The organism is Nonomuraea sp. WAC 01424, assembly GCF_003947315.1.
GTDB classification, from domain to species: Bacteria; Actinomycetota; Actinomycetes; order Streptosporangiales; family Streptosporangiaceae; genus Nonomuraea; species Nonomuraea spiralis.
This window is the reverse complement of the sequence record NZ_QHHZ01000005.1, coordinates 80,968-101,511: the sequence shown is the minus strand read 5'-3', so window position 1 is coordinate 101,511 and position 20,544 is coordinate 80,968. Positions and strand designations below refer to the sequence as shown.

At 71.3% G+C, this 20,544-nt stretch carries 19 protein-coding genes; 10 read left to right on the top strand and 9 right to left on the bottom strand.

Annotated elements, in window-relative coordinates; all coding sequences use genetic code 11:
* Positions 1-103: 103 nt before the first annotated feature.
* Complete coding sequence (locus tag DMB42_RS15370; protein WP_125635064.1) at positions 104-1,552, top strand: LLM class flavin-dependent oxidoreductase; 1,449 nt, start codon at positions 104-106, stop codon at positions 1,550-1,552.
* A gap of 16 nt (positions 1,553-1,568) precedes the next feature.
* On the top strand, positions 1,569-2,756 hold the full coding sequence (locus tag DMB42_RS15365) for a TerC family protein (protein ID WP_125635062.1): 1,188 nt from the start codon (positions 1,569-1,571) through the stop codon (positions 2,754-2,756).
* Here DMB42_RS15365 and DMB42_RS15360 read toward each other — a convergent pair.
* From DMB42_RS15360 to DMB42_RS15350, 3 genes are read right to left on the bottom strand one after another with little or no spacing between them, the layout of a single operon-like run.
* Positions 2,753-4,210 carry an MFS transporter gene (locus DMB42_RS15360; protein WP_125635060.1) on the bottom strand — a complete coding sequence of 486 codons (1,458 nt, stop codon included), beginning with the start codon at positions 4,208-4,210 and terminating at the stop codon, positions 2,753-2,755. The two genes, DMB42_RS15365 and DMB42_RS15360, sit on opposite strands and share 4 nt — an antisense overlap.
* Positions 4,211-4,249: 39 nt before the next feature.
* Positions 4,250-7,195, bottom strand: a complete 2,946-nt coding sequence (locus DMB42_RS15355; RefSeq protein ID WP_125635058.1) for an AAA family ATPase — start codon at positions 7,193-7,195, stop codon at positions 4,250-4,252.
* Between the two features lie 10 nt (positions 7,196-7,205).
* Positions 7,206-7,883 (bottom strand): lipoprotein, encoded by a 678-nt coding sequence (locus tag DMB42_RS15350; protein ID WP_125635056.1) that lies wholly within the window; start codon positions 7,881-7,883, stop codon positions 7,206-7,208.
* Between the two features lie 262 nt (positions 7,884-8,145).
* Between DMB42_RS15350 and DMB42_RS15345 the strand changes: the two genes are divergently transcribed.
* On the top strand, positions 8,146-8,481 hold the full coding sequence (locus tag DMB42_RS15345; RefSeq protein WP_125635054.1) for a carboxymuconolactone decarboxylase family protein: 336 nt from the start codon (positions 8,146-8,148) through the stop codon (positions 8,479-8,481).
* On the opposite strand, the gene DMB42_RS15340 is transcribed toward DMB42_RS15345, so the two are convergent.
* Positions 8,441-9,682, bottom strand: coding sequence for a sorbosone dehydrogenase family protein (locus DMB42_RS15340; RefSeq protein ID WP_260477707.1), 1,242 nt, complete (start codon positions 9,680-9,682; stop codon positions 8,441-8,443). The genes DMB42_RS15345 and DMB42_RS15340 overlap by 41 nt on opposite strands.
* A 46-nt stretch (positions 9,683-9,728) precedes the next feature.
* On the opposite strand from DMB42_RS15340, the gene DMB42_RS15335 reads away from it, so the two are divergent.
* A complete protein-coding gene (locus tag DMB42_RS15335; protein WP_125635050.1) occupies positions 9,729-10,481 on the top strand; it encodes an SDR family oxidoreductase in 753 nt (250 codons plus the stop codon).
* Between the two features lie 129 nt (positions 10,482-10,610).
* Here DMB42_RS15335 and DMB42_RS15330 read toward each other — a convergent pair whose 3' ends face one another.
* Positions 10,611-11,822 (bottom strand): ABC transporter ATP-binding protein, encoded by a 1,212-nt coding sequence (locus DMB42_RS15330; RefSeq protein ID WP_125635049.1) that lies wholly within the window; start codon positions 11,820-11,822, stop codon positions 10,611-10,613.
* Positions 11,823-11,996: 174 nt separating this feature from the next.
* On the opposite strand from DMB42_RS15330, the gene DMB42_RS15325 reads away from it, so the two are divergent.
* Complete coding sequence (locus DMB42_RS15325) at positions 11,997-13,085, top strand: LacI family DNA-binding transcriptional regulator (protein WP_125635047.1); 1,089 nt, start codon at positions 11,997-11,999, stop codon at positions 13,083-13,085.
* Positions 13,086-13,104: 19 nt separating this feature from the next.
* On the opposite strand, the gene DMB42_RS15320 is transcribed toward DMB42_RS15325, so the two are convergent.
* Positions 13,105-13,908: an alpha/beta fold hydrolase gene (locus tag DMB42_RS15320; protein ID WP_125635045.1), complete on the bottom strand. Its 804-nt coding sequence runs from the start codon at positions 13,906-13,908 to the stop codon at positions 13,105-13,107.
* A 159-nt stretch (positions 13,909-14,067) separates the two neighbouring features.
* On the opposite strand from DMB42_RS15320, the gene DMB42_RS15315 reads away from it, so the two are divergent.
* Both DMB42_RS15315 and DMB42_RS15310 read left to right on the top strand, forming a co-directional pair.
* Complete coding sequence (locus DMB42_RS15315) at positions 14,068-15,006, top strand: alpha/beta hydrolase (protein ID WP_125635043.1); 939 nt, start codon at positions 14,068-14,070, stop codon at positions 15,004-15,006.
* Positions 14,999-16,171 carry an acyltransferase gene (locus DMB42_RS15310; protein WP_125635041.1) on the top strand — a complete coding sequence of 391 codons (1,173 nt, stop codon included), beginning with the start codon at positions 14,999-15,001 and terminating at the stop codon, positions 16,169-16,171. The genes DMB42_RS15315 and DMB42_RS15310 overlap by 8 nt, the downstream gene beginning before the upstream one ends.
* On the opposite strand, the gene DMB42_RS15305 is transcribed toward DMB42_RS15310, so the two are convergent.
* Positions 16,168-16,653: a glutathione peroxidase gene (locus tag DMB42_RS15305; protein WP_125635039.1), complete on the bottom strand. Its 486-nt coding sequence runs from the start codon at positions 16,651-16,653 to the stop codon at positions 16,168-16,170. The genes DMB42_RS15310 and DMB42_RS15305 overlap by 4 nt on opposite strands.
* Before the next feature lie 187 nt (positions 16,654-16,840).
* Between DMB42_RS15305 and DMB42_RS15300 the strand changes: the two genes are divergently transcribed.
* Positions 16,841-17,236 carry a transglycosylase SLT domain-containing protein gene (locus tag DMB42_RS15300; protein WP_312024732.1) on the top strand — a complete coding sequence of 132 codons (396 nt, stop codon included), beginning with the start codon at positions 16,841-16,843 and terminating at the stop codon, positions 17,234-17,236.
* A 333-nt stretch (positions 17,237-17,569) separates the two neighbouring features.
* Positions 17,570-18,025: a transglycosylase SLT domain-containing protein gene (locus DMB42_RS54975; protein WP_260477706.1), complete on the top strand. Its 456-nt coding sequence runs from the start codon at positions 17,570-17,572 to the stop codon at positions 18,023-18,025.
* A gap of 43 nt (positions 18,026-18,068) precedes the next feature.
* Here DMB42_RS54975 and DMB42_RS15290 read toward each other — a convergent pair whose 3' ends face one another.
* A complete protein-coding gene (locus DMB42_RS15290) occupies positions 18,069-18,701 on the bottom strand; it encodes a TetR/AcrR family transcriptional regulator (protein WP_125635038.1) in 633 nt (210 codons plus the stop codon).
* Between the two features lie 87 nt (positions 18,702-18,788).
* Here DMB42_RS15290 and DMB42_RS15285 point away from each other — a divergent pair, with 87 nt between their 5' ends.
* On the top strand, positions 18,789-19,901 hold the full coding sequence (locus tag DMB42_RS15285; RefSeq protein ID WP_125635036.1) for a ferritin-like domain-containing protein: 1,113 nt from the start codon (positions 18,789-18,791) through the stop codon (positions 19,899-19,901).
* 24 nt (positions 19,902-19,925) lie between these two features.
* On the opposite strand, the gene DMB42_RS15280 is transcribed toward DMB42_RS15285, so the two are convergent.
* Positions 19,926-20,405 carry a nucleoside deaminase gene (locus tag DMB42_RS15280; RefSeq protein WP_125635035.1) on the bottom strand — a complete coding sequence of 160 codons (480 nt, stop codon included), beginning with the start codon at positions 20,403-20,405 and terminating at the stop codon, positions 19,926-19,928.
* Positions 20,406-20,544 lie beyond the last annotated feature (139 nt).

Below are 20,544 nucleotides of genomic sequence, written 5' to 3'. Positions count from 1 at the left end.
ATAAATCCAATAAAGGTGGTTAGCTGGGCCAGGGCAAGCGCTCGCGGGTCGGCCCTCCGGGGAACGGCGGTCGCGCGACGATCGAGGCCGGGGGATGATCATCATGGCGGATGTGTGGTTCGGCGCGTTCCTCGCGCCCGAGGCGGCGGGCAGCGACCGGGTCCTGCGCCACGCCGAGCTGGCCGACCGGCTCGGGCTCGACCTCATCGGCGTCCAGGACCACCCGTACCAGGCGGGTTTCCTCGACTGCTGGACCCTGCTGTCGTCGATCGCGCAGCGTACCGAACGCGTCCGGCTGGTGCCCGACGTGGCCAACCTGCCGCTGCGCCCGCCCGCCGTACTGGCCAGGGCCGCCGCCTCGCTGGACATCCTCAGCGGCGGCCGGGTGGAGCTGGGGCTCGGCGCGGGCGCGTTCTGGCACGCCATCGCCGCCATGGGCGGTCGCCGGCTCTCCCCCGGCGCCTCGATCGACGCGCTGGCCGAGGCGATCACGGTCATCCGCGCGCTGTGGACGCCGGGCGACCCGGTGACCTTCCACGGCGAACACCACCGGCTGGAGGGGGCGCGGCCTGGCCCGTTCCCGCCGCACCCGATCGGCATCTGGGTCGGCGCGAGCAAGCGCCGGATGCTGGAGCTGACCGGGCGCATGGGCGACGGCTGGCTGCCCTCCTCCTTCCACAGCCCGCCCGAGGCCGTCGCCGCGCAGGCCAGGATCCTCGACGCGGCCGCCGCCGACGCCGGACGCGACCCGGCCGCGATCCGCAAGGTCTACAACATCGGCGGCAGCCTGTCGCCGCTGCCCGGCGACGGCTTCCTCGACGGGCCCGCGGCCCTGTGGGCCGAGCAGCTCACGGAGCTGGTGTTCGAGGTGGGCATGAGCGGGTTCGTACTGGCCCCGGGGGTGGAGGCCGAGCGGGACCTGCGGGTGTTCGCCGAGGAGGTCGCGCCCGCCGTACGGGAGGCCGTGGCCAGGGAACGCGGCCGCCCGGCGCCCGAGCCGGCCCGGCGGCCGGTCCTGATCCCCGACCTGGACGAGGCCGGCCGCCCCAGAACGGCGGGACGGGACCCCGGCGCTCTCACCTCCGGGCAGGCCCGGCCCGGCCGCCGCCTGGTGGACGTGCACGACGGCTACCGCACCCAGCTCCGCCAGGTCAGGGACGCGGTCGAGCAGGTGGCGGCCGAGACGGCCGACCGGCACGGCGACCGCCTCGCGGTGCGCCAGAACCACTGGACGCTCGGCGTGTTCTGCGCGACCTTCCGCCGCCTGCTGACCGTGCACTTCGAGGTCGAGGACGGCCGCACCTTCCCCGCCCTGACCGAGCGCGACCCGGCGCTGGAGCCGGTGGTCAAGAAGCTGGAGCAGGAGCACGAGGTCATCGCCGAGCTGCTGGCCCGCCTGGACGAGGCGTGCGCGCGGATGATCGCCGACCCGGCCGCGATCGACCGGGTGCGGACCGGCCTCGAACGCCTGTCGCAGGCCATGTCATCGCACTTCGCCTACGAGGAGGAGGAACTGGCCGGGCCGATCGGCCGCCTGGAGATCCACCTCTAGCCCGAGGAGCCCGCGCGTGGACGTGCCCACACCCGTGTGGTGGCTGACGATCCTGGGGATCGCCGGTCTGCTGCTGTTCGACTTCTTCTTCCACGTACGGCAGGCGCACGTCCCCACGCTGCGCGAGGCGGCCGTCTGGTCCGCGCTGTACGTCGGGATCGCCCTGCTGTTCGGCGTGGGCGTGTGGATGTTCGGCGGCGCCGAGCCGGGCGCGGAGTACTTCGCCGGGTACGTCACCGAGAAGGCGCTGTCGGTCGACAACCTGTTCGTCTTCCTCGTCATCATGGGGAGCTTCCGGGTGCCGCGCGCCGACCAGCAGAAGGCCCTGCTGTTCGGCATCGTGTTCTCGCTGGTGGCCAGGACCGGGTTCATCTTCCTCGGGGCCGCGCTGATCGAGCGGTTCGCGTGGGTGTTCTACGTCTTCGGCCTCATCCTGCTGCTCACGGCGGGCAACCTGCTCAGGCCCGAGGGCGGCGAGGACCACCCCGACAACCTCATGGTCCGCCTGGCCCGCAAGCTGTTCCGCGCCTCCGACACCTACGACGGCGACAGGCTGTTCACGTTGCGGGACGGCAGGCGGGTGATGACGCCGATGTTGCTGGTCGTGATCGCCCTGGCCGGCACCGACGTGCTGTTCGCGCTCGACTCCATCCCGGCCATCTTCGGCCTCACCCAGAACGTCTACCTGGTCTTCACCGCCACCGCCTTCTCCCTGCTCGGGCTGCGGCAGCTCTACTTCCTCATCGACGGCCTGCTGGACCGGCTCGTCTACCTCGCCTACGGCCTGGCGGTCATCCTGGCCTTCATCGGCGTCAAGCTCATCCTGCACGCGCTGCACGAGAACAACGTGCCGTTCATCAACGACGGCGAGCCGGTGAACGTGACCGAGATCAGCACCGGCCTGTCCCTGTCGGTGATCGTCGTCGTGCTGTTCGTCACCGTGGCCGCCTCGCTGGCCAGCCCCCGGGGCCGGGCGCAGAACGCGGTGTCGGCCGTACGCCGGCACGCCCAGGAGTACCTGGAGGTGGAGAAGGAGCCGGCGCGGCGGGAGGAGGTCTTCCGCGAGCTGGCCGCCGCCGAGGCGCGGCTGCGGGAGCTGCCGGACCGGCAGCGCGCCCGCGGCGCCGGCGACGACCGGCTGGCCGCCCTGGTACGCCGGGCGCGCGCCGAGCACGAGGCGTCCGAGCAGGGGCCCGGCGTCTAGGTAGGGGCCCGGCGCGTGGTCAGCGGCGCCGCGATGTGCTCCAGCGGCGTACGTTCGGCCTTCACCCCGAACACGATCTCCACCAGCCCGGCCAGGATCATCATGCCCGCGCCGAAGCAGTAGCCGTAGAACAGCCTGGTCGGGTCGGGACGGCTCTGGTCGCCGATGAGCGAGGCGAAGACCGTCGGCCCGAACGCCCCGGCGATCTGCCCGAGCGCGAAGAAGATCGCGATGGCCTGGGCCCGCAGCTCGATGGGGAAGATCTCGCTGACGGTCAGGTACGCCGAGCTGGCCGCCGCCGAGGCGATGAAGAAGATCACCGACCACAACACGGTCTGCGTGACCGCCGTCAGCGCCCCCTCCTTGAACAGCCACCCGGTCACCGCCAGCAGCAGCCCCGAGGCGATGTACGTGGCCGAGATCATCTGCCGGCGCCCGACCGTGTCGAACAGCTTGCCCAGCAGCAGGGGCCCGAGCAGGTTCCCGGCCGCGAACGCGAACATGTACTGCGGCACCGAACCCGCCGGAACCCCGTAGAAGTGGGTCAGCACCAGCGCGTACGTGAAGAAGATCGCGTTGTACAGGAACGACTGGCAGATCATCAGCGTCGCGCTCAGCACCGAACGCTCGGGGTAGGTGCGGAACAGCGTCCTTGCGACCTGCGACAGCGGCGCGTGGTGCTCGGGCACGACCTCCAGCGCCTGTTCCTGCGGCACCGGTTCCAGCGTGACCCGGTCCTCCCGCTCGACCTCCCGCTCGATGCGGCCGACGACCTGCTCGGCCTCCTCCTCGCGACCGTGCGTCATCAGCCAGCGCGGGCTCTCCGGCAGGTGCCTGCGCAGCCGCCAGATGGCCAGGCCGATCACCGGCCCGACCACGAACCCCAGCCGCCAGGCCCAGTCGGGATCCAGCGGCCCGCCCGGGTGCAGCAGCAGGAACGTGACCGAGGTGGCCAGCAGCGACCCCAGCCAGTACGTGCCGTTGACGGCCAGGTCGACGCGCCCCCGGTAATGGGAGGGGATCATCTCGTCGATGGCGGAGTTGACGGCCGCGTACTCGCCGCCGATGCCGGCCCCGGCCACGAAGCGCAGCAGCAGGAAGCTCCACAGGTCCCACGACAGCGCGGTCAGGCCGCTGGCGACCAGGTAGACGCCGAGCGTGAGGATGAACAACCGCCTGCGGCCGAGCCGGTCGGACAACCAGCCGAAGTAGAGCGCGCCGGCCACCTCGCCGATCAGGTAGACGGTCGCCGCCAGGCCCACCTGCGCGGAGGTGAAGCCGAGCGTGTCGGGACGCTGCAGGAACGCCCCGACGTTGCCGGCGATGGTGATCTCCAGCCCGTCGAGCACCCAGGCCACGCCGAGCGCGATCACCAGCCGGGTGTGGAACGGCGCCCACGGCAGGCGGTCCATGCGGGCGGGGACCAGGCTGCGTACGACGCCGTCCGTGCTCATGCCTCCTCACTCTATGTGTCCATAAAGTGACCCATCGGCTCAGACCCGCCCATCAACCCCGTTCCCGTTCCCGTTCCCGTCGTAGCCGAGCAGGCGCATGGCGGTGTCCGGATCCATGGCCGCGGCCAGGAGCTGGGCCCGCCGGTGGGCCTCGTCGCGCTCGCGTTCGGCCTTGGCCTGCGCCGCCCGTACGCTCCTGACCGCCACGAACGCGAGCCCGGCGCCCACGATCACCGCGACGACCACGACGAACAGCAGGAGCAGCAGCCCCGGCGAGGCGACCGCGGGGGCCGCCGCGACGCTCGCGCCCACGCCCGGCACGCCGCCGGTCACCGCCAGCGCCGCGAGGAGGGCCAGCACGATCAGCCCGAGCACGCTGAGCAGCAGCAACCAGGCCCGCCCGGCGCCCCGGCGCCGGGGCTCGGGCACCACCCCGACGACCGCCACCGGAGCCGCCATCGGGATCGGGGCGGGCCGGGTTCCGGGCGCCCACGGCACGAACTCGGGCCGGTCCACGCCCTGATCCATCCCCTGTTCCACGTGGGTGACCCCGGCCGTGAGCACCTGCGCCACGGCCGTGCCCGCGCCCGGGGCGGCGAAGGCGACCGCCTGGAGCTCGGCCTCCCGCTCAACCGGGCCGGGCAGCTCGCGCTCGATGCGGCTGTGCTCCTTGTGCGCCCTGGCCGCGTCGTGGTGGTACTCCTCAAGCTGCCCGTAGAGCTCGTCGGAGGCGTAGATGGTGCCGTCGACGAGCGGTCCCGGCTCCCCGCGGATGATGGCCACCACGTCGTCGCCGTTGAGCGTCTTGTGCGTCTCCAGCGCGTGCGCCAGGCACAGGACCTCCCTGCGGTGCTCCTCCAGCAGCCGCTCGGTCTTCTCCAGCAGGCGCACCAGGTTGAACTCGATGCGCTCGCCCAGCACGTCGGGCGTCAGGTCGGGCTGGGCGCGGACCGGCTCCCGCTCGGTGATGCCGATGCCGCCGCCCGCGCCGCGGGCGCGCATGGCCTTGCCTCCGTGGATCTCCAGCTCCTGGAGCGCGGGCAGCGAGGTGACACCGGACCCCATCCCCCAGTACGACTCCATCAGCGCGGTGAGGAACGTGGCCGCGTGCAGGTCGCCGGAGACGCCGGAGGAGTTGTCCTCGCCGAAGAACATGCGCTCACCGGCCAGCGAGGCCAGGGAGACCATGATGTCGGCCTCGTACTCGGACTTCCAGCGGGTGAACTGGTCCTCGGGCTTGATCGAGGCGACCATGCCCAGGTAGTCGGCGCCCTTCTCGATCGTGGCGATGTCGATCTCCAGGTGGAAGCGGGTCACGTACGCCACGACGGCGTGGCACGCCTCGTGCACGGCCACGGCGTGCCGCTCGCGTTCGATGTACTCGACGTCCTCGGGCGGGCCGAGCTGCTTGAGCCGCTTGGCGCGCAGCACGTCCGACCAGGTGATGATCTCCCGCCCGTCGCGGATCGCGGTGATCAGCGACTCGTTGACCAGGTCCTTGATCGTCGCCCCGGTCGCGTACGGCGTGATCGTGGCCAGCTTGTCGATCTGGTGCCCGGTGAGCTCGTGCTCGACCTTGTCGAAATAGCCCTGGTACGTGCGGACCCGTCCGGCCTTGGACGGGTAGCCGACCTTGTAGATGCGGTCGATGCGGCCCGGCCGCAGCAGCGCCTCGTCCAGCGCGTCGGGCCGGTTGGTGGCCATCATGACGAGGATGCGGTATTTGGGCGGCGGCTTGGGGCGCATCCCGAGCAGCCGCCTGACCAGCCGGTTGAAGAAGCCGCGCGGCTTCTTGAGCCCGGACAGCTCGGTGAGCAGCGCCTGGAGCGTGCCGGGGTCGCCGCTGTTCATCATGCCGCCGCCGGCGAAGAACCGTTCGCGCCAGCTGCCCGGCGCGTCGTCGGCCTCGCGCCGCCCCTTGAAGGCCAGCACCGAGCGGGTCTCCTCCGACAGGTACGTCATGCCGTGGCAGCCGGAGTGCGCCGAGAAGCCGCCCTGGCCCGGCGGGCCCTGCTGGGCCAGCTTGCCGCGTTTGCCGAGCGAGTCGGCCTCGTCGAAGAAGACGATCACGCCGCCGTACCGCAGCGCCAGCTTGCGCAGCTTCCTGAACAGGCCCTTGACCTTCAGGATGCCGACGCCCATGAACATGTTCGTGAAGGCTCCCGGATCCACGAACACGTACGGCTTGCCGGTCTCCCCCGCCACGGCCTCGGCCATCAGCGTCTTGCCGGTGCCGGGCGGGCCCCACAGCAGCAGGCCGCTGGGCACGTACCCGCCGCGCCGCTCGATCTCGTCCGGCCGCTCCAGGAAGACGATGTTCTCCTGCACCCGCTCGACCACGTGGTCCTGGCCCCAGACGTCGGCGAAGCGGGTCTTGATGTCGTCGGGGAAGTACGTCTCCACGCCGCCCCTGGACAGGAACCAGAACAGGCCGACGAACTGGATGATGACGAAGAAGAACAGGAAGACGATCTGCATCAGGAACGGCAGCGCCTGCCAGATCAGCGTCGGCGCCTGCAACAGGGCGACGAACGGGCTGACGTCCAGCACCGCGCCCGCCACGAGCGCGGTCAGCGTGACGAAGAAGGCGATCTTGAGTGCCCGGGAGATCCGGTACCTGGTCCAGTCGTCGAAGCGCCGGTGCGTCCAGCGTTCGAAGCCGCCGAAGACCTTCTGGCTCCAGAACCGGTGATAGCCCGACCAGTGCTCGCTGACGAAGAAGTGCAGTTGCCGCGCGGCCTCGGCGCCGAGCAGCCAGAAGATCCACTGGTACTCGTAGCCGATCTTCTGGGCGGCCTCGGGGAAGGTGACGACCCCGGTCCAGTCGGCCATCACCTTCCAGGTGAGGATCAGGTAGGCCAGGACCAGCGCGACGAGGAACTTGCTCCGGTCCCAGAACTGCATCTTCTTCCTGGTCACGGAGTCCGGGTCGGAGGGCCCGCTGCCGGGGGCGCGCAGCCCTTCGTGCTGAACGGTGGTGGTCACTGACGCTCCCTCATCCGGGCATCCGGAGCAGCTTGAACGAACCGGCGATCTTGTCGAACTCGGCGCCGCGCTTGCGGTAGCAGATCGCCTGGCAGCCGATGAGCATGACCGAGACCGTCGCGCCCTTCTCGTCGAGGATCGCGGTCTGGTCGAACGTCTGGACGTCGGTGCCGATCTGGTAGTTGAAGCGGACCCGTACGCCTCTGGCGCCGTCGTCCAGGGTGAGGACCTCGTCGTTGAGAAGCTCGAACTCGCCGAACATGGGTGGCCGGCCGCTCGCCATGGCCTGTTGCTCGTAGAGCTGGCGCATCTGGTCCGTCACCGGCAGGACGAAGTCGCGCAGCCGGTTCAGCGAGACCGCGTCGCGCTGCTGCTCGGTGAGCTTGTGCACGGTGGCGTACACGAAGGGGTCGGACGAGCTCAGCAGATGGTTGACGGTCGGCTCGGCCGACTGGTCGAAGGCGGTGGACCAGACCCGCTGCGCCCGCATGACGGCGGCCTGGGAGTCCGGCTGGTCACCGGTCAGGTACAACTCGATCGGAGTGGCGTTGAGCTGGGTGAACGAGGCGGGCACCTTGAAGTAGGTGGTGCCTTCCCTGTCCCGTACGTAGGTGAAATCCGGCTGCCCGCAGGCCGACAGCATGGAGATCGCGACCATGAGCGCGACCCAAGCCCGTGTCTTTTTCACCAGGGCTTACCTCCGCTTTACGGACCGACGGAGTTGTTGTGCCCGCTTTCCCGCTGAATGAGGCCGGACGCACGGTGAGAAATCTTGACCAAATCTTGGCCATTGATTGGCTTTACTTGTTACAGACCCAATCCGGGCCCCCACCAGCGGGGCCGTCACACTCCACGGTCGCCCGGGATACAACGTTCCTGCAACCCCCATTGGCCCACCACAGGAAGTAGCAAAGGATATGAGGACCTCATCCCGAGCACCGGAGCACGCCATGAAAGAACCCGCGATTGAGACCGTCGACTCCTTCGGCATGATGGCCGAGCGGCAGTTCGCCGACCTCTGGTCGAGGACCGCCCTGTCGGACAGGGAGCGCCGTCTGCTCCTTCTCGGGCTGCTCGTCGGACAGGGCCTCGACGAGATGACCGGCGTGCAGCTCGACGTCGCGCTGCGCGCGGGCGACCTCACCGAGAGCGAGCTGCGGGAGGTGGTGGTGTTCCTGACCCACTACGCCGGCTGGACCCGCGGATCGCGCCTCAACGACCAGGTGGAGGAGCTGATCGAGCGGGTCAGGCAGGCTCGATCCGGTAGAGCGGACCCCGCAGGCTGAGCGCGTACAGCTCGCCGTCGAGCCCTTCGCCGAACGACGAGAGTTGTTCGACCGTGCCCAGCTCGGTCACCTTGCCCGATTCCGCCGCCCTGCCTCGCTTGCCCGGTCCGGCCGCCGGCACGGCCCTGACCCAGCCCGCGCAGAAGTCCCCGTACAGGAAGCTGCCCCGCAACCAGGGCAGTTCGGCGCCGCGATAGACGTAACCGGCGATGACCGAGCAGTTGCCGTCCTTGTGCAGCGGGTAGGTGATGACCGGATCGGTCAGCCCGCGGCCCTTGCCGCCGCGGAAGGGCCGCTCGCCCTCGCGCAGGTTCCAGCCGTAGTTCTCCCCGCCTCCGGATGCCGCGGGCTGGTGGTCGACCTCCTCCTGCTCGTCCTGGCCGACGTCGCCGATCCACAGGTCGCCGCTCTCCCGGTCGAAGCCGAACCGCCAGGGGTTGCGCAGGCCGTAGGCCCAGATCTCGGTACGCGCGCCGCGCTCGCCCACGAACGGGTTGTCCCGCGGCACCTCGTACGGTTTGCCGCGCGGGTCGATGCGCAGGATCTTGCCGAGCAGCGTGCCGAGGTCCTGGCCGTTGCCCTGGGGGTCGCCCGCGCTGCCGCCGTCGCCGAGCCCGACGTAGAGGTGGCCGTCGGGGCCGAAGGCGAGCTGGCCGCCGTTGTGGTTGGCGTAGGGCTGCTCCTGGGTGAGCACGTCGCGCCGGCCGGTGGCGCGGTGGCCGTCGTAGGCCCATTCGGTGACGTGGGTGGTGCCGCCGGTGTCGGTCCAGTCGAGGTAGAGCCAGCGGCCCGAGGGGTGGAAGGCCACGCCGAGCAGGCCCTGCTCGTTGCCGCCGCTCACCTCCCGCGACAGGTCCACGACGACGTCCCCGCCCGCGCGCCCGTTCGAGCCGGTGTTCGCGCCGGTGTTCGAGCCGTCGCCGGTGGTGCGCAGCCGGCCGCCTTGCTCGGCGACGTAGAGCCGTTTGTCTCCCTTGCGCACGGCGAAGGCGACGGGCCGTTCGAACCTGCCGATCTCGTGGAAGCGCACCTGCCCGCGCGTGGCCTTCCCACCGGGGCTCGCCGACGTGGCGGCGGGCGCGGGAGTGGAGGCGGGGGCGGACTTGGACGCGGGGGCGGACTTGGGGGCCGGGCCGGGTGGGGGCGAGGGGGCCGAGCAGGCGGTGAGGGCCAGGAGGAGCACGGCCGCGAGGGGGCGCACGCCGTCCATACTCGCACGCCCGACCGGGGACGTTAAGGTTCAGTGCATGCCTACCGCATTGATCACCGGCGCCACCGCCGGCATCGGCGCCGCCTTCGCCCGGCGCCTGGCCGCCGACGCCTGCTCGCTCGTCCTGGTCGCGCGTGACGAGCACCGGCTCGCCCAGACCGCCGACCAGCTCAAGCTCAGGTACGGCGTGAGCGTCGAGGTGCTGCCCGCCGACCTGGCCACCGAGGAGGGTCTGGCCAAGGTCGAGTCGAGGCTTCGCGACGGCGTCGACCTGCTGGTGAACAACGCCGGCTTCGGCCACCCCGGCGACTTCCTGAAGGTGCCGGTCGAGGACGAGCTGCGCATGCTCAAGGTCCACTGCGAGGCCGTGCTGCGGCTCACGCTGGCGGCGCTGCCGGCGATGCGGAAGCGCGACAGGGGCGCGGTGATCAACGTGGCGTCCGTCGCGGCGTTCTTCTCGCGCGGCACCTACAGCGCGTCCAAGGCGTGGGTGGTCAACTTCAGCGAGTCCGCCGCCGCGGACGTACGCAACCCGCGCATCCGGATCATGGCGCTCTGCCCGGGTTTCGTGCGAACGGAGTTCCACCAGCGGGCGTCCATGGACACCTCGGGCATCCCCGGGTTCCTGTGGCTGAAGGCCGACAACGTGGTCAGGGAGGCCATGCGCGACCTGGCGCTCGGCAAGCGGGTCTCGGTGCCCGACCTGCGTTATAAGGCCATCGTGGCGATCGGCAAGCTGGTGCCGCACAACCTGGCCGGGCGCGTCTCGGCCCGGATCGGCCGCCGCTGATCCGGGCGGCGCCGCCGTACGGACCGATGCGAACGAAGTGGGCCCCCGCCGCGGGAGGGGGTCGCGGTGGGGGCCCGGGACGGCCGTGAGGAACTCACGGCCGGGAACCGGCAGTTCCGGTGGGTCCGGCTAGCGGTTGGCCTCGTGGCCGATGGCCAGGCCGCTCGTCGGGTCGAAGAAGTGCAGGTTGTGCGTGTCCAGCACCAGGTCGATGCGCTGGCCGGGACGCGCGTGGCTGCGGGCGTTGACGCGGGCGGTCCACAGGGACTTGTCGCCCACGAGCGGCAGCGCCGCCTCCTCGTCGTCGCCCGTGTCGGCGGCGGCGACGGTGTCCTTGTGCTCGACCGGCGGGGCGTCGATCAGGAACAGCACGTTGATCTCGGAGCCCAGCTCCTCGGTGACCTCCGCCTTGACGGGCAGGGTGGCCCAGCCGTTGGCGTGGCTGCCGGCCGAGTTGGCGTCCTCGAAGTCGGACGGGCGGATGCCGAGGATGACCTTCTTGCCGACGTACTGGTCGAGGCCCGGCTTGTCGGCGAAGGCCGAGTCGGGGATCGGCAGCGTGATGTCGGCGAAGCGCACGGACACGCCGTTGTCGCGGACCAGCTCGGCGGTGACGAAGTTCATCGAGGGCGAGCCCATGAAGCCGGCGACGAACAGGTTGACCGGCTTGTCGAACAGGTTCTGCGGGGTGTCGACCTGCTGGAGCAGACCGTCGCGCAGCACGCAGACGCGGTCGCCCAGGGTCATGGCCTCGACCTGGTCGTGGGTGACGTACACGGTGGTGACGCCGAGGCGCTCGTGCAGGGTGTTGAGCGAGGCGCGCATCGAGACGCGGAGCTTGGCGTCGAGGTTCGACAGCGGCTCGTCCATGAGGAAGGCCTGCGGCTCGCGGACGATGGCGCGGCCCATGGCGACACGCTGGCGCTGACCACCGGACAGGGCGGCCGGCTTGCGCTTGAGGTAGGTCTCCAGGCCGAGCATCTTGGCAGCCTCGTTGACCCGCTTCTGGATCTCCGGCTTGGGCATCTTGCGAAGCTTGAGGCCGAAGGCGAGGTTCTCCTCGACCGTCATGTGCGGGTAGAGGGCGTAGTTCTGGAAGACCATCGCGATGTCGCGGTCCTTGGGCGGCAGGTGGTTGACCACCTTGTCGCCGATGGCGATCTCGCCACCGCTGATGTCCTCAAGGCCGGCGATCATCCGGAGCGCGGTCGACTTGCCGCAACCGGATGGGCCGACCAGCACCATGAACTCGCCATCCTTGATCTCAAGGTTGAGCCCGTTCACGGCCTTCACGCCACCGGCGTAGATCTTGTCGACGTTCGTCAGAACGATGGATGCCATGACATTCCTTCGCGCTCCAGGGCGATCGGCCCGGACGTTGGTTCTCGGTTCCCGTGGATACGTTTTCACGTATCTCACCCGAAACGGACATCCGTGTCAAGGGGTACCGCGTGACCAGCCTTTGTGGACCCGGCACTCTTCCGGCGGGACGGAATCCATGATGGAATCGTTTCCATGGAGAAGCGGGCGACGATCAAGGATGTGGCCGAGGCGGCGGGCGGCGGCGCGGTGACCGTGTCCCGGGTGTTGTCCGGCGGCTCGGCCAGCGCGAGCACCAGGGAGCGGGTCCTGGCCGTCGCCGCCCAGCTCGACTACCGGCCCAGCGCGCTCGGCCGCAACCTGCGCCAGCGCCGTACGGGCGGCCTGGGCCTGCTGGTGCCCGACCTGACCGACACCTTCTACGGCCAGCTCTCCGAAGGCGTGCTCGCCTGCGCCCGGTCCTCCGGCGAGCCGGTCGTGATGGGCTCGACGGGCGGCGATCCCGAGCAGGAGGCCGAGCTGATCGGCATGCTCCTCGAACAGAGCGTCGACCGGGTCATCGCGGTGCCCTCCGGCGACGCCGAGACGTGGGCCCCGGCGGTCAGGGCGGGCATGACGGTGGTCTTCGCCGACCGCCTGCCCCCCGAGGCCGTACGCGAGGAGGAGAACGACCGAGACCCGGCCGAGCACGCCCTCGACGACCTCCTGCTCCTCGACGGCCTGGCCGCCCGCCCGCGCGTGCCGGAGAGCGCCGCCCGCCCTCTGGACGTGCCCGCCGTCCTGGCCGACGACCGCGCCGGCATCCGTACGGCCGTGCGCTACCTCAGGGGCCTCGGCCACCGGCGCATCGCCTTCCTCGGCGGCCCGGGACACGACCGGCGCGCGGCCGCCTTCCGCGAGGCCGTGGGCGCGCCGGTGGACGAGGAACTGGTCGTGTTCGGCACCGGCAGCCGCGACTCGGCCTACGCCGCCGCCTCCGGCCTGTTCCAGAGCCGTCCCGACCTGTCGGCCGTCGTCGCGGGCGGCAACGTCCTGGGCGAGGCGGCCGTGCTGGCGGCCCGCGAGCTGGACCTGCGGGTGCCGAAGGACGTCTCGCTGGTGATGTACGACGACGTGCCGTGGGCCGAGCTGTGCGCCCCGCCGCTGACCGTGATCGCCCAGCCGGGACGGGACATGGGCTACCGGGCCTGCGAGCTGGTGTTGCGCGAGGGCACCCGCCGGGCCCGCAGCGTGGTCCTGCCCACCGAGCTGATCATCCGGGGAAGCTGCGGCCCCCGCCGCTGACCACCGCCCGCCCCGGGCCTCACGACCGCTGACGTCCGAGGACGGCGTCGGCGTGGGCCTCGATCACGTCGGCCACCGCCCGCGACGCCCTGAGGTGCGCGCCGTGCCCTTCCCGGCGCAGCGTGACCCGCCGCGCGCCGGGGATCGCCTCCCGCAGGGCGTCGAGCCGCGCGCCGAGGTGCGCCGGGCTGCGCTCGCCGCCGAGCAGCACCACCGGCACGCGGATCCCCGCGTACGCCGCCATGCGGTCGCCCAGGGCGTCGATCGCCAGCAGGTCGTCGACCTGGTGGGGCACCAGCGCCCGCGACGGCCGGTGGCAGGCCACCGCCAGGGCGGCCAGCAGGGCCACGGGCGGCGACAGGCCCACGACGTCCCTGAACAGGACGCGCATCGCCCGCCCCGGCCGCCCGTCGGCCAGGGCCGCCTCGACCACGGCGCTCGCCGCCCCGCCGAGCGAGGGGCCGAGGGGGACGGGCGGCTCGTACAGGACCGCGCCCGCGAAGGCGTCCGGGGCGGCGAGCAGGGACTCCAGGGCGGCCACCCCGCCCGAGGAGTGGCCGACGAGCAGCGCGGGACCGCCGAGCACCGCCGCCACCGCCGCCACGTCGGCGGCCTCCTGCGCCATGGTGGCGGGCGGGACGAGGTCCTGCCGGTACTGGCGGCGTCGTACGCGCACGACCCGGAACCGCGGCGCGAGCAGCCGCGCGACCCGGCCCCACTGGGTGCCGTCGTCGAGCCCCGCGTGCAGGACGACGATCGCCGGCCCGCGTCCTTCGTCGATCGCCCGGACCTCGGTCCCGTCGGCGGATGTCACGGTGAGCATGGCGCCTCCTTAGCACCGCTAATGTAACACTGCTAAGGAGTGTCAGCCAGGTAGTACCTCAGAGCTACGCGAAAGGTGCATCCTCCAGCGGGAAGCCGACTACGGCCCGCGATCCCTACCTTCGGTGCCGACAAGGACAACCGGCACGGAAGGACCGCGATGGCATCGCTCAGGAACCGTCTGCTCGCCGTGCTCGTCACCGCCTCGGTGGCGCTGCCGGCGTCCGGCGCCGCCGGGTCCGCGGCGGTGCCCGCGCCCGTACCCGCCGCCGTGGCGCCGCTGAGCGCCGCGACCCCCGCCGCGCTCGCCGAGCGGTACGCCGCGAGCCGCGCCGCCGTCCTGGCCGCCGAGCGCGCCGCCGCCGCCCACGGCCACCGATCGCGCGCGGCGGCGTTGCGCGCGATGGCCGACGACTCCCGCACGTTCCTGTCCTTCGACGGGCGCGACGGCGGCCGGACCGCGGAGGTCTTCGGCGACCTCGCGACGGCCCGGCGCATCGCCGTCCTCGTGCCCGGCTCCGACACGAACCTCGACCGGTACGACCGCCTGCGTGCCGGCGCGACCCGGCTGCGCGAGGCGCTCGGGGACGGCTCGGCGGTCATCGCCTGGGCCGGTTACCGCACGCCCGCCATGCTCAGCCTCGACGTGCTGACACCCTCGCGGGCCGACGAGGCCGTGCCGGGACTGCGCGCGTCCGTACGGGAGTTGCGCGCGCTCAGGCCCGGCGCCCGCCTGTCACTCGTGTGTCACTCCTACGGCTCGGTCGTGTGCGGCCGGGCCGCCCCGGGCCTGGACGTGTCCGACATCGTGCTGACCGGCAGCCCCGGCGCGGGCGTCCGGGACGTCGCCGCGATGCGCACCCGCGCGACGGTGTGGGCCGCGCGCGGCGGCGGCGACTGGATCGGCGGCGTGCCCCACGCGCTGGTCGAATTGCCGTTCGTGACGATCGGGCTGGGGGACGACCCGGTCTCGCCCGGGTTCGGCGCCCACGTCTTCGCGGCGGGCGGCGGCGGCCACAGCGACTACCTGGGCCCCGGCTCCCCCGCGCCGGCGGCCATCGCCCGCATCGTCTCGGGAGAGGCCGGCCAGGATGTCTGACTCCGCGCTCCGCACTTCCCCGTCGCCCTCCGGCCTGCGCGCGTTCGTCGCCCGGATCGAGGACCGGACGCCACAGGGGCGCGACCGGGCCCTCGACGCCCTGCGGGCGCTGGCCATCCTCGGCGTGGTGGCCGGGCACTGGCTGGTGACCGCCGTGGTCACCGACAGCGGCAGCCTGCGGGTGACCAGCCCGCTGCGGAGCCTGCCGCAACTCGCCCCGGTGTCGTGGGCGTTCCAGATGCTGGCGATCTTCTTCCTGGTGGGCGGCCTGGTCGGGGCGAAGGGCTACCGTTCGGCGCGGGCCGCGGGCATCGGGTACGGCCCGTGGCTGCTCGGACGGCTGGGCCGGCTGTTCCGGCCGGTGGCGGTCGTGTCGGCGGTGTGGGCCGTGGCGGCGGTCGTGATGCTCGCCTCCGGCGTGGCGCTGGAGGACGTGCGGGCGCTGGTCAGGCTGGTGGTGGCGCCGATGTGGTTCCTGCTGGTGTTCGCCGGGCTGACGGCGGCCACCCCGCTGGTGGCCCGGCTGCATCCGGCCTGGCCGCTCGCCGCGGTCGCGGCCGCCGACCTGGTGCGGTTCGGGCCGGGCGGGCCGGGGTGGTTGTGGTGGGTGAACGTCGCGGCGGGGTGGCTGGTGCCGTACTGCCTGGGGGCGGCGTGGGCCAGGGGGGCGCTGCGGAGCCGGGCCACCGGCTGGACGCTGCTGGCCGGCGGCGGCGCCGGGGCCGTGGCGCTGGTGGTGTGGGGCGGGTATCCGGCGACCATGGTCGGGGTGCCGGGCGCGCCGGTCTCCAACCTCGACCCGCCCTCGCTCGCGGCCGTGGCGTTCGGGCTCGCCCAGTGTGGCGCGGCGCTGCTGCTGCTCGGCCCGCTGCGCCGGCTGCTGCGCCGGCCGGCCGCGTGGGCGGCAGTGGCCGTGGCGAACCTGGCCGCAATGACGATCTTCCTCTGGCACCAGACCGCGATGATCGCGGTGACCGAGCTCGGCCTGCTGGCGAGCCGGGCGCTGCCCGGCCCGCTGCGCGGCGACGCGCTGCCCGGCCTGCACACGGCGCCCGACGGGCTCGGCTGGGTGGCGGCCCGGCTGGCCTGGCTGCCGGTGTTCGCGCTGGCGCTGCTGGTGTGCTGCGCCGCCTTCCAGACCTACGAACGCCGGCGCGCCCGCTAGAGCAGCTTCTCGATGGCCGCGACGACGGCCGGGTCGTCTGGGGCGGTACGGGGCCGGAAACGGGCCACGACGTTGCCCTCGCGGTCGAGCAGGAACTTCTCGAAGTTCCACTGGACGTCGCCCGCCGCGCCCTCCTCGTCGGCGGTCTGGGTGAGCCCGTCGTAGAGCGGGTGGCGGCCGGGGCCGTTGACGTCGGCCTTGGCCAGCAGCGGGAAGTCGACGCCGTAGGTCGCCGAGCAGAACGCCTGGATCTCCTCCGCCGTGCCGGGCTCCTGGCCGGCGAACTGGTTGCAGGGCATGCCGATCACGCTGAAGCCGCGCGTGCCGTAGTCCTGCTGGAGCTTGACCAGGGCGGCGTACTGGGGGGTCAGGCCGCAGCGGGAGGCCACGTTGACCAGGAGCACGGCCTTGTCGCCGGCGAGGTCGCCGAGCGTGGTGGGGTCGTCCGCGAGGGTGCGGACCGGGATGTCGCGAAGACTCATGATCTGAAGCTTACAGAACGACGCCCGCCGCAGAATGTGACCTATTCCTCATTTTTCCCCTAAACCCCCTGAATAGCATTATGTCGCGATCTTGGAATTCGGCATGATTTTTCATGGTCAATTAGCAAAGAAGGGTGTTTGTCAGGCAGGGTGACGCGGTCCCCGTCCCCTTCGAAAGGGAATCCGCATGCCCATGCTCCGCCGTACCGGTGTCCTGGTCGTGACCGCCACGCTCGTGGCGGCGACCGGCGCCACGGCCGCACAGGCGCAGAGCTCCCAGAGCAGTGGCAGGAACAAGGCCATCGCCAGATCCCTGGTCGCGCAGCGCGGCTGGGGCGCGGCGAACTTCGGCTGCCTGGTCAGACTCTGGGCCAGAGAGAGCGGCTGGAACCACAGGGCCGGCAACCGGTCGGGCGCCTACGGCATCCCGCAGGCCCTCCCGGGCCACAAGATGGCCTCCTCGGGCGCCGACTGGCGCACGAACCCGCGTACCCAGATCAGGTGGGGCCTGGGCTACATCAAGCAGCGGTACGGCTCGCCGTGTCGCGCGTGGGGGCACTTCCAATCCCACCGTTGGTACTGAGTCAAACCCCAGGTGTGTCCGCGTTTTCCGTCAAGGACATGTCATATAGGCGACGGGCCGGGCAATCCTGGCCCAGCGAGATAGCCCATTATCCGAATTGAGCACGCAAACACCTGTCCTTCGCATGTCGAGATCACGGCTGCGCGGTGTCGGCCGTAATAGGAATCGACCAAGAGGACACGTCGCGGCGCCCTCCGGGCCGTCCAGCACGATCGGGCGGTACAGGATCCCGGGGGGCCGCGCGGACCCTCCTCGTCCGAGCCACGGACGCAGGACCGGCAGGGCGCCCCGAGCGGGCGCCCGTCCGCACGCGACCCGAAAGCAAGGATCGCCTTGGACAGCAAACGCGTGCTCAGCGGCACTATTCTCACCATCAGCGCGTTCGGCGTCACGACCGGTCCGGCCTGGGCGGAGTCCCGGCCTCCGGTGATCAAGACCCGGACCTGGACAACGTCAGCGCAGCCGAAGATCGCGGCCGTACGGCCCGCCGGGAGAAACAAGAAGATCGCCTTGGGGCAGGTCGTCCAGCGAGCCTGGAGTTACCAGGAGTTCCGCTGCCTGGACAACCTGTGGACCAGGGAAAGCAATTGGAACCATCACGCGCTCAACCGGTCCTCGGGCGCCTACGGGATCCCGCAGGCGCTGCCCGCGGGCAAGATGCGTGGCGCGGGCAAGGACTGGAGATCCAACCCCGAGACGCAGATCCGCTGGGGCCTGGCCTACATCAAGGGGAGGTACGGCAGGCCGTGCGGCGCCTGGGGGCACTGGAGATCACACAACTGGTACTGATCTCCCGCCCGGAGGGCATCCGGGAGCTCCGGATGCCCTCCCGCTACTGCTTGGCGTGCACCGCCATGGCCTGGATCAGCAGCTCGACCCCGAACTCGAACTCCGCCTCGTGGTCGCACTCGCCCAGCAGCGACGCCAGCGCGCTCACCTCGGGGAACAGCGCGGGATCGACCTCGGCGGGCTCGACCGTACGGGTGTGGACCGGCGCGAACGTGGGCGTCACCCCGACCTCGCGCAGCAGCGAGCCCACGATGAAGGCGATGAACATGCGCAACATCCGGACCGCGTCGGGCCCGTCGAAGCCCGCGCCGCGCAGCGTGGCCAGCGCCCGCTCGACCGGCAGCAGCCCTGCGTTGGAGCGGAGCTGACGGCTGACCACCACCATGGTCGAGCGCGGATGGTGATGGGCGATCTGCCGGAAGGCCCGCGCCTGCGCGCGTACCCGGTCGGTCCAGTGGGCGTCGGGGTCGTCGGTGAACCCGATCCCGCTCAGCACGCTCTCGGCCACGCCGTTGAGCAGGTCGTCCTTGTTCGGCACGTGGTTGTAGAGGGACATCACGCCGACGCCGAGCTCGGCGGCGATGCGGCGCATGGAGACCGCGTCGGCTCCCTCGCGCTCGATGAGGTCGATGGCCGCGGCCACGATGCGCGGCCTGGACAAGGGCTCCGAGGTCATAGCTCATCCTATTGACGGACGTACACCGTACGTGCGAGGGTCGAGGCGCGGACGTACAGCGTACGTCATCCCCCTCGCGGAGGTCCTATGTCGACGCATGATCTCTACACCATCCCCTCCGAGCTCTCCACCTGGGACGTCGAGATGGCCGGCGCCAGCCGGTTCACCTGGGAGTACGACGAGGGCAGGGACCGCATGCTGGCCTTGTACCAGAAGGGCAAGGACAAGCAGTGGGACTCGACCAAGCGCATCGACTGGGACCTTGAGGTCGACCCGTACAACGTGCTCGGCATCCCCGACACCACGATCGCCATCTACGACACCCCGCTGTGGCACCGGCTCGGCCCCCAGCAGCGCCAGGACGTACGGCTGCACGGCGCGGCCTGGCAGTTCTCCCAGTTCCTGCACGGCGAGCAGGGCGCGATGATCTGCTCGGCCCGGATCGTGGAGTCGGTCCCTGACCTGGACTCCAAGTTCTACGCCGCCACCCAGACCATGGACGAGGCCCGCCACGCAGAGACCTACGCCCGTTTCCTCCAGGAGAAGGTGGGCCTGGCGTACCCGATCAACCAGCACCTCAAGTCGCTGCTGGACAGCACGCTCAGCGACTCGCGCTGGGACATGCCCTACCTCGGCATGCAGGTGCTCATCGAGGGCCTGGCCCTGGCCGCGTTCGGCGTGATGCGCGACATCACCACCAAGCCGCTGCCCAAGCAGATCCTCGCGTACGTGATGCAGGACGAGGCCCGGCACGTCGCCTTCGGCCGGATGGCGCTGCGCGACTACTACCAGAACCTGTCGGAGCAGGAGCTGCGCGAGCGCGAGGACTTCGTCATCGAGGGCTGCTACCTGATGCGCGACCGGCTGCGCGGCGCGGAGTCCTGGGAGCACCTGGGCCTGTCGAAGGCCGAGACCGACGAGGTCATGCGGGCCACCGACCAGTCGGACTACCTGCGGCTGTTCCGCTCGCTGCTGTTCAGCAGGATCGTCCCGTGCGTCAAGGACATCGGGTTGTGGAGCCCGCGGCTGCAGCAGGCCTACGCGGACATGGGCGTGCTGGAGATGGCCGGCCAGTCGCTCGACGCCCTCATGAAGCAGGACGAGGACATCGCCGACAAACTGGACGAGGCCCGCTTCGCCGAGGAGGAGGCCGAACGGCACGCCGAGGTCGCCGACACGATCACCCTCGGCTCCGCCTGACCCCTGGCCATCCGGCCGCCGGGCTCACCGTCCGCGGTGGAAGCGGCGGTGCAGCTCGCGTACCTTGCCGGCGAGTTCGGGGACGGGCCCGTCCACCGCGACGCCCGGCGCGACGGCGTTGACCGGTAGCATGCCCACCGGCGGCGCCGGGACGCCCAGCTCACCCAGCCACTCCCCCAGCTGCTCCGACGACGCCACGTAGACGATGCGTCCCAGCCCCACCCAGGCGTGGGCGGCCGAGCACATCGGGCAGTGCTCGCCGGAGGTGTAGACGGTGGCGGCCGCCCGCTCGGACGGCGTCATGTTGGCCGCCGCCCAGCGCGCCAGCGCGAACTCCGGGTGCCGCGTACGGTCGCCCCCGGCCACCCGGTTGTGGTCCTCGGCCAGCACCGTGCCGTCCGCGGCGACCAGCACCGAACCGAAGGGCTCGTCGCCCGACTCCAGCGCCTCGGCGGCCAGCTCGACACAGCGGCTCAGGTACGGCAGTTCTCTCTCGTCGATCATCCAGGCATCCGTTCCGGTGAGACAGGTGAGCAGCGCGTCAATTGTCGAGCCCTGCTGCAGAAAATCATGACGTTACCCGTTTCTGCACGTCACCTGCGGAAACCCCCGTCTTCGCCGCCGAAAATGGGTTGATCCCACG

Excerpts from the sequence above, each read along its gene's own strand:
- DMB42_RS15370 (WP_125635064.1), top strand. The coding sequence starts at position 104 with ATGGCGGATGTGTGGTTCGGCGCGTTCCTCGCGCCCGAGGCGGCGGGC.
- DMB42_RS15360 (WP_125635060.1), bottom strand. The coding sequence starts at position 4,210 with ATGAGCACGGACGGCGTCGTACGCAGCCTGGTCCCCGCCCGCATGGAC.
- DMB42_RS15345 (WP_125635054.1), top strand. The coding sequence starts at position 8,146 with ATGAAAGAACCCGCGATTGAGACCGTCGACTCCTTCGGCATGATGGCC.
- DMB42_RS15335 (WP_125635050.1), top strand. The coding sequence starts at position 9,729 with ATGCCTACCGCATTGATCACCGGCGCCACCGCCGGCATCGGCGCCGCC.
- DMB42_RS15330 (WP_125635049.1), bottom strand. The coding sequence starts at position 11,822 with ATGGCATCCATCGTTCTGACGAACGTCGACAAGATCTACGCCGGTGGC.
- DMB42_RS15325 (WP_125635047.1), top strand. The coding sequence starts at position 11,997 with ATGGAGAAGCGGGCGACGATCAAGGATGTGGCCGAGGCGGCGGGCGGC.
- DMB42_RS15320 (WP_125635045.1), bottom strand. The coding sequence starts at position 13,908 with ATGCTCACCGTGACATCCGCCGACGGGACCGAGGTCCGGGCGATCGAC.
- DMB42_RS15315 (WP_125635043.1), top strand. The coding sequence starts at position 14,068 with ATGGCATCGCTCAGGAACCGTCTGCTCGCCGTGCTCGTCACCGCCTCG.
- DMB42_RS15310 (WP_125635041.1), top strand. The coding sequence starts at position 14,999 with ATGTCTGACTCCGCGCTCCGCACTTCCCCGTCGCCCTCCGGCCTGCGC.
- DMB42_RS15305 (WP_125635039.1), bottom strand. The coding sequence starts at position 16,653 with ATGAGTCTTCGCGACATCCCGGTCCGCACCCTCGCGGACGACCCCACC.
- DMB42_RS15300 (WP_312024732.1), top strand. The coding sequence starts at position 16,841 with ATGCCCATGCTCCGCCGTACCGGTGTCCTGGTCGTGACCGCCACGCTC.
- DMB42_RS15290 (WP_125635038.1), bottom strand. The coding sequence starts at position 18,701 with ATGACCTCGGAGCCCTTGTCCAGGCCGCGCATCGTGGCCGCGGCCATC.
- DMB42_RS15285 (WP_125635036.1), top strand. The coding sequence starts at position 18,789 with ATGTCGACGCATGATCTCTACACCATCCCCTCCGAGCTCTCCACCTGG.
- DMB42_RS15280 (WP_125635035.1), bottom strand. The coding sequence starts at position 20,405 with ATGATCGACGAGAGAGAACTGCCGTACCTGAGCCGCTGTGTCGAGCTG.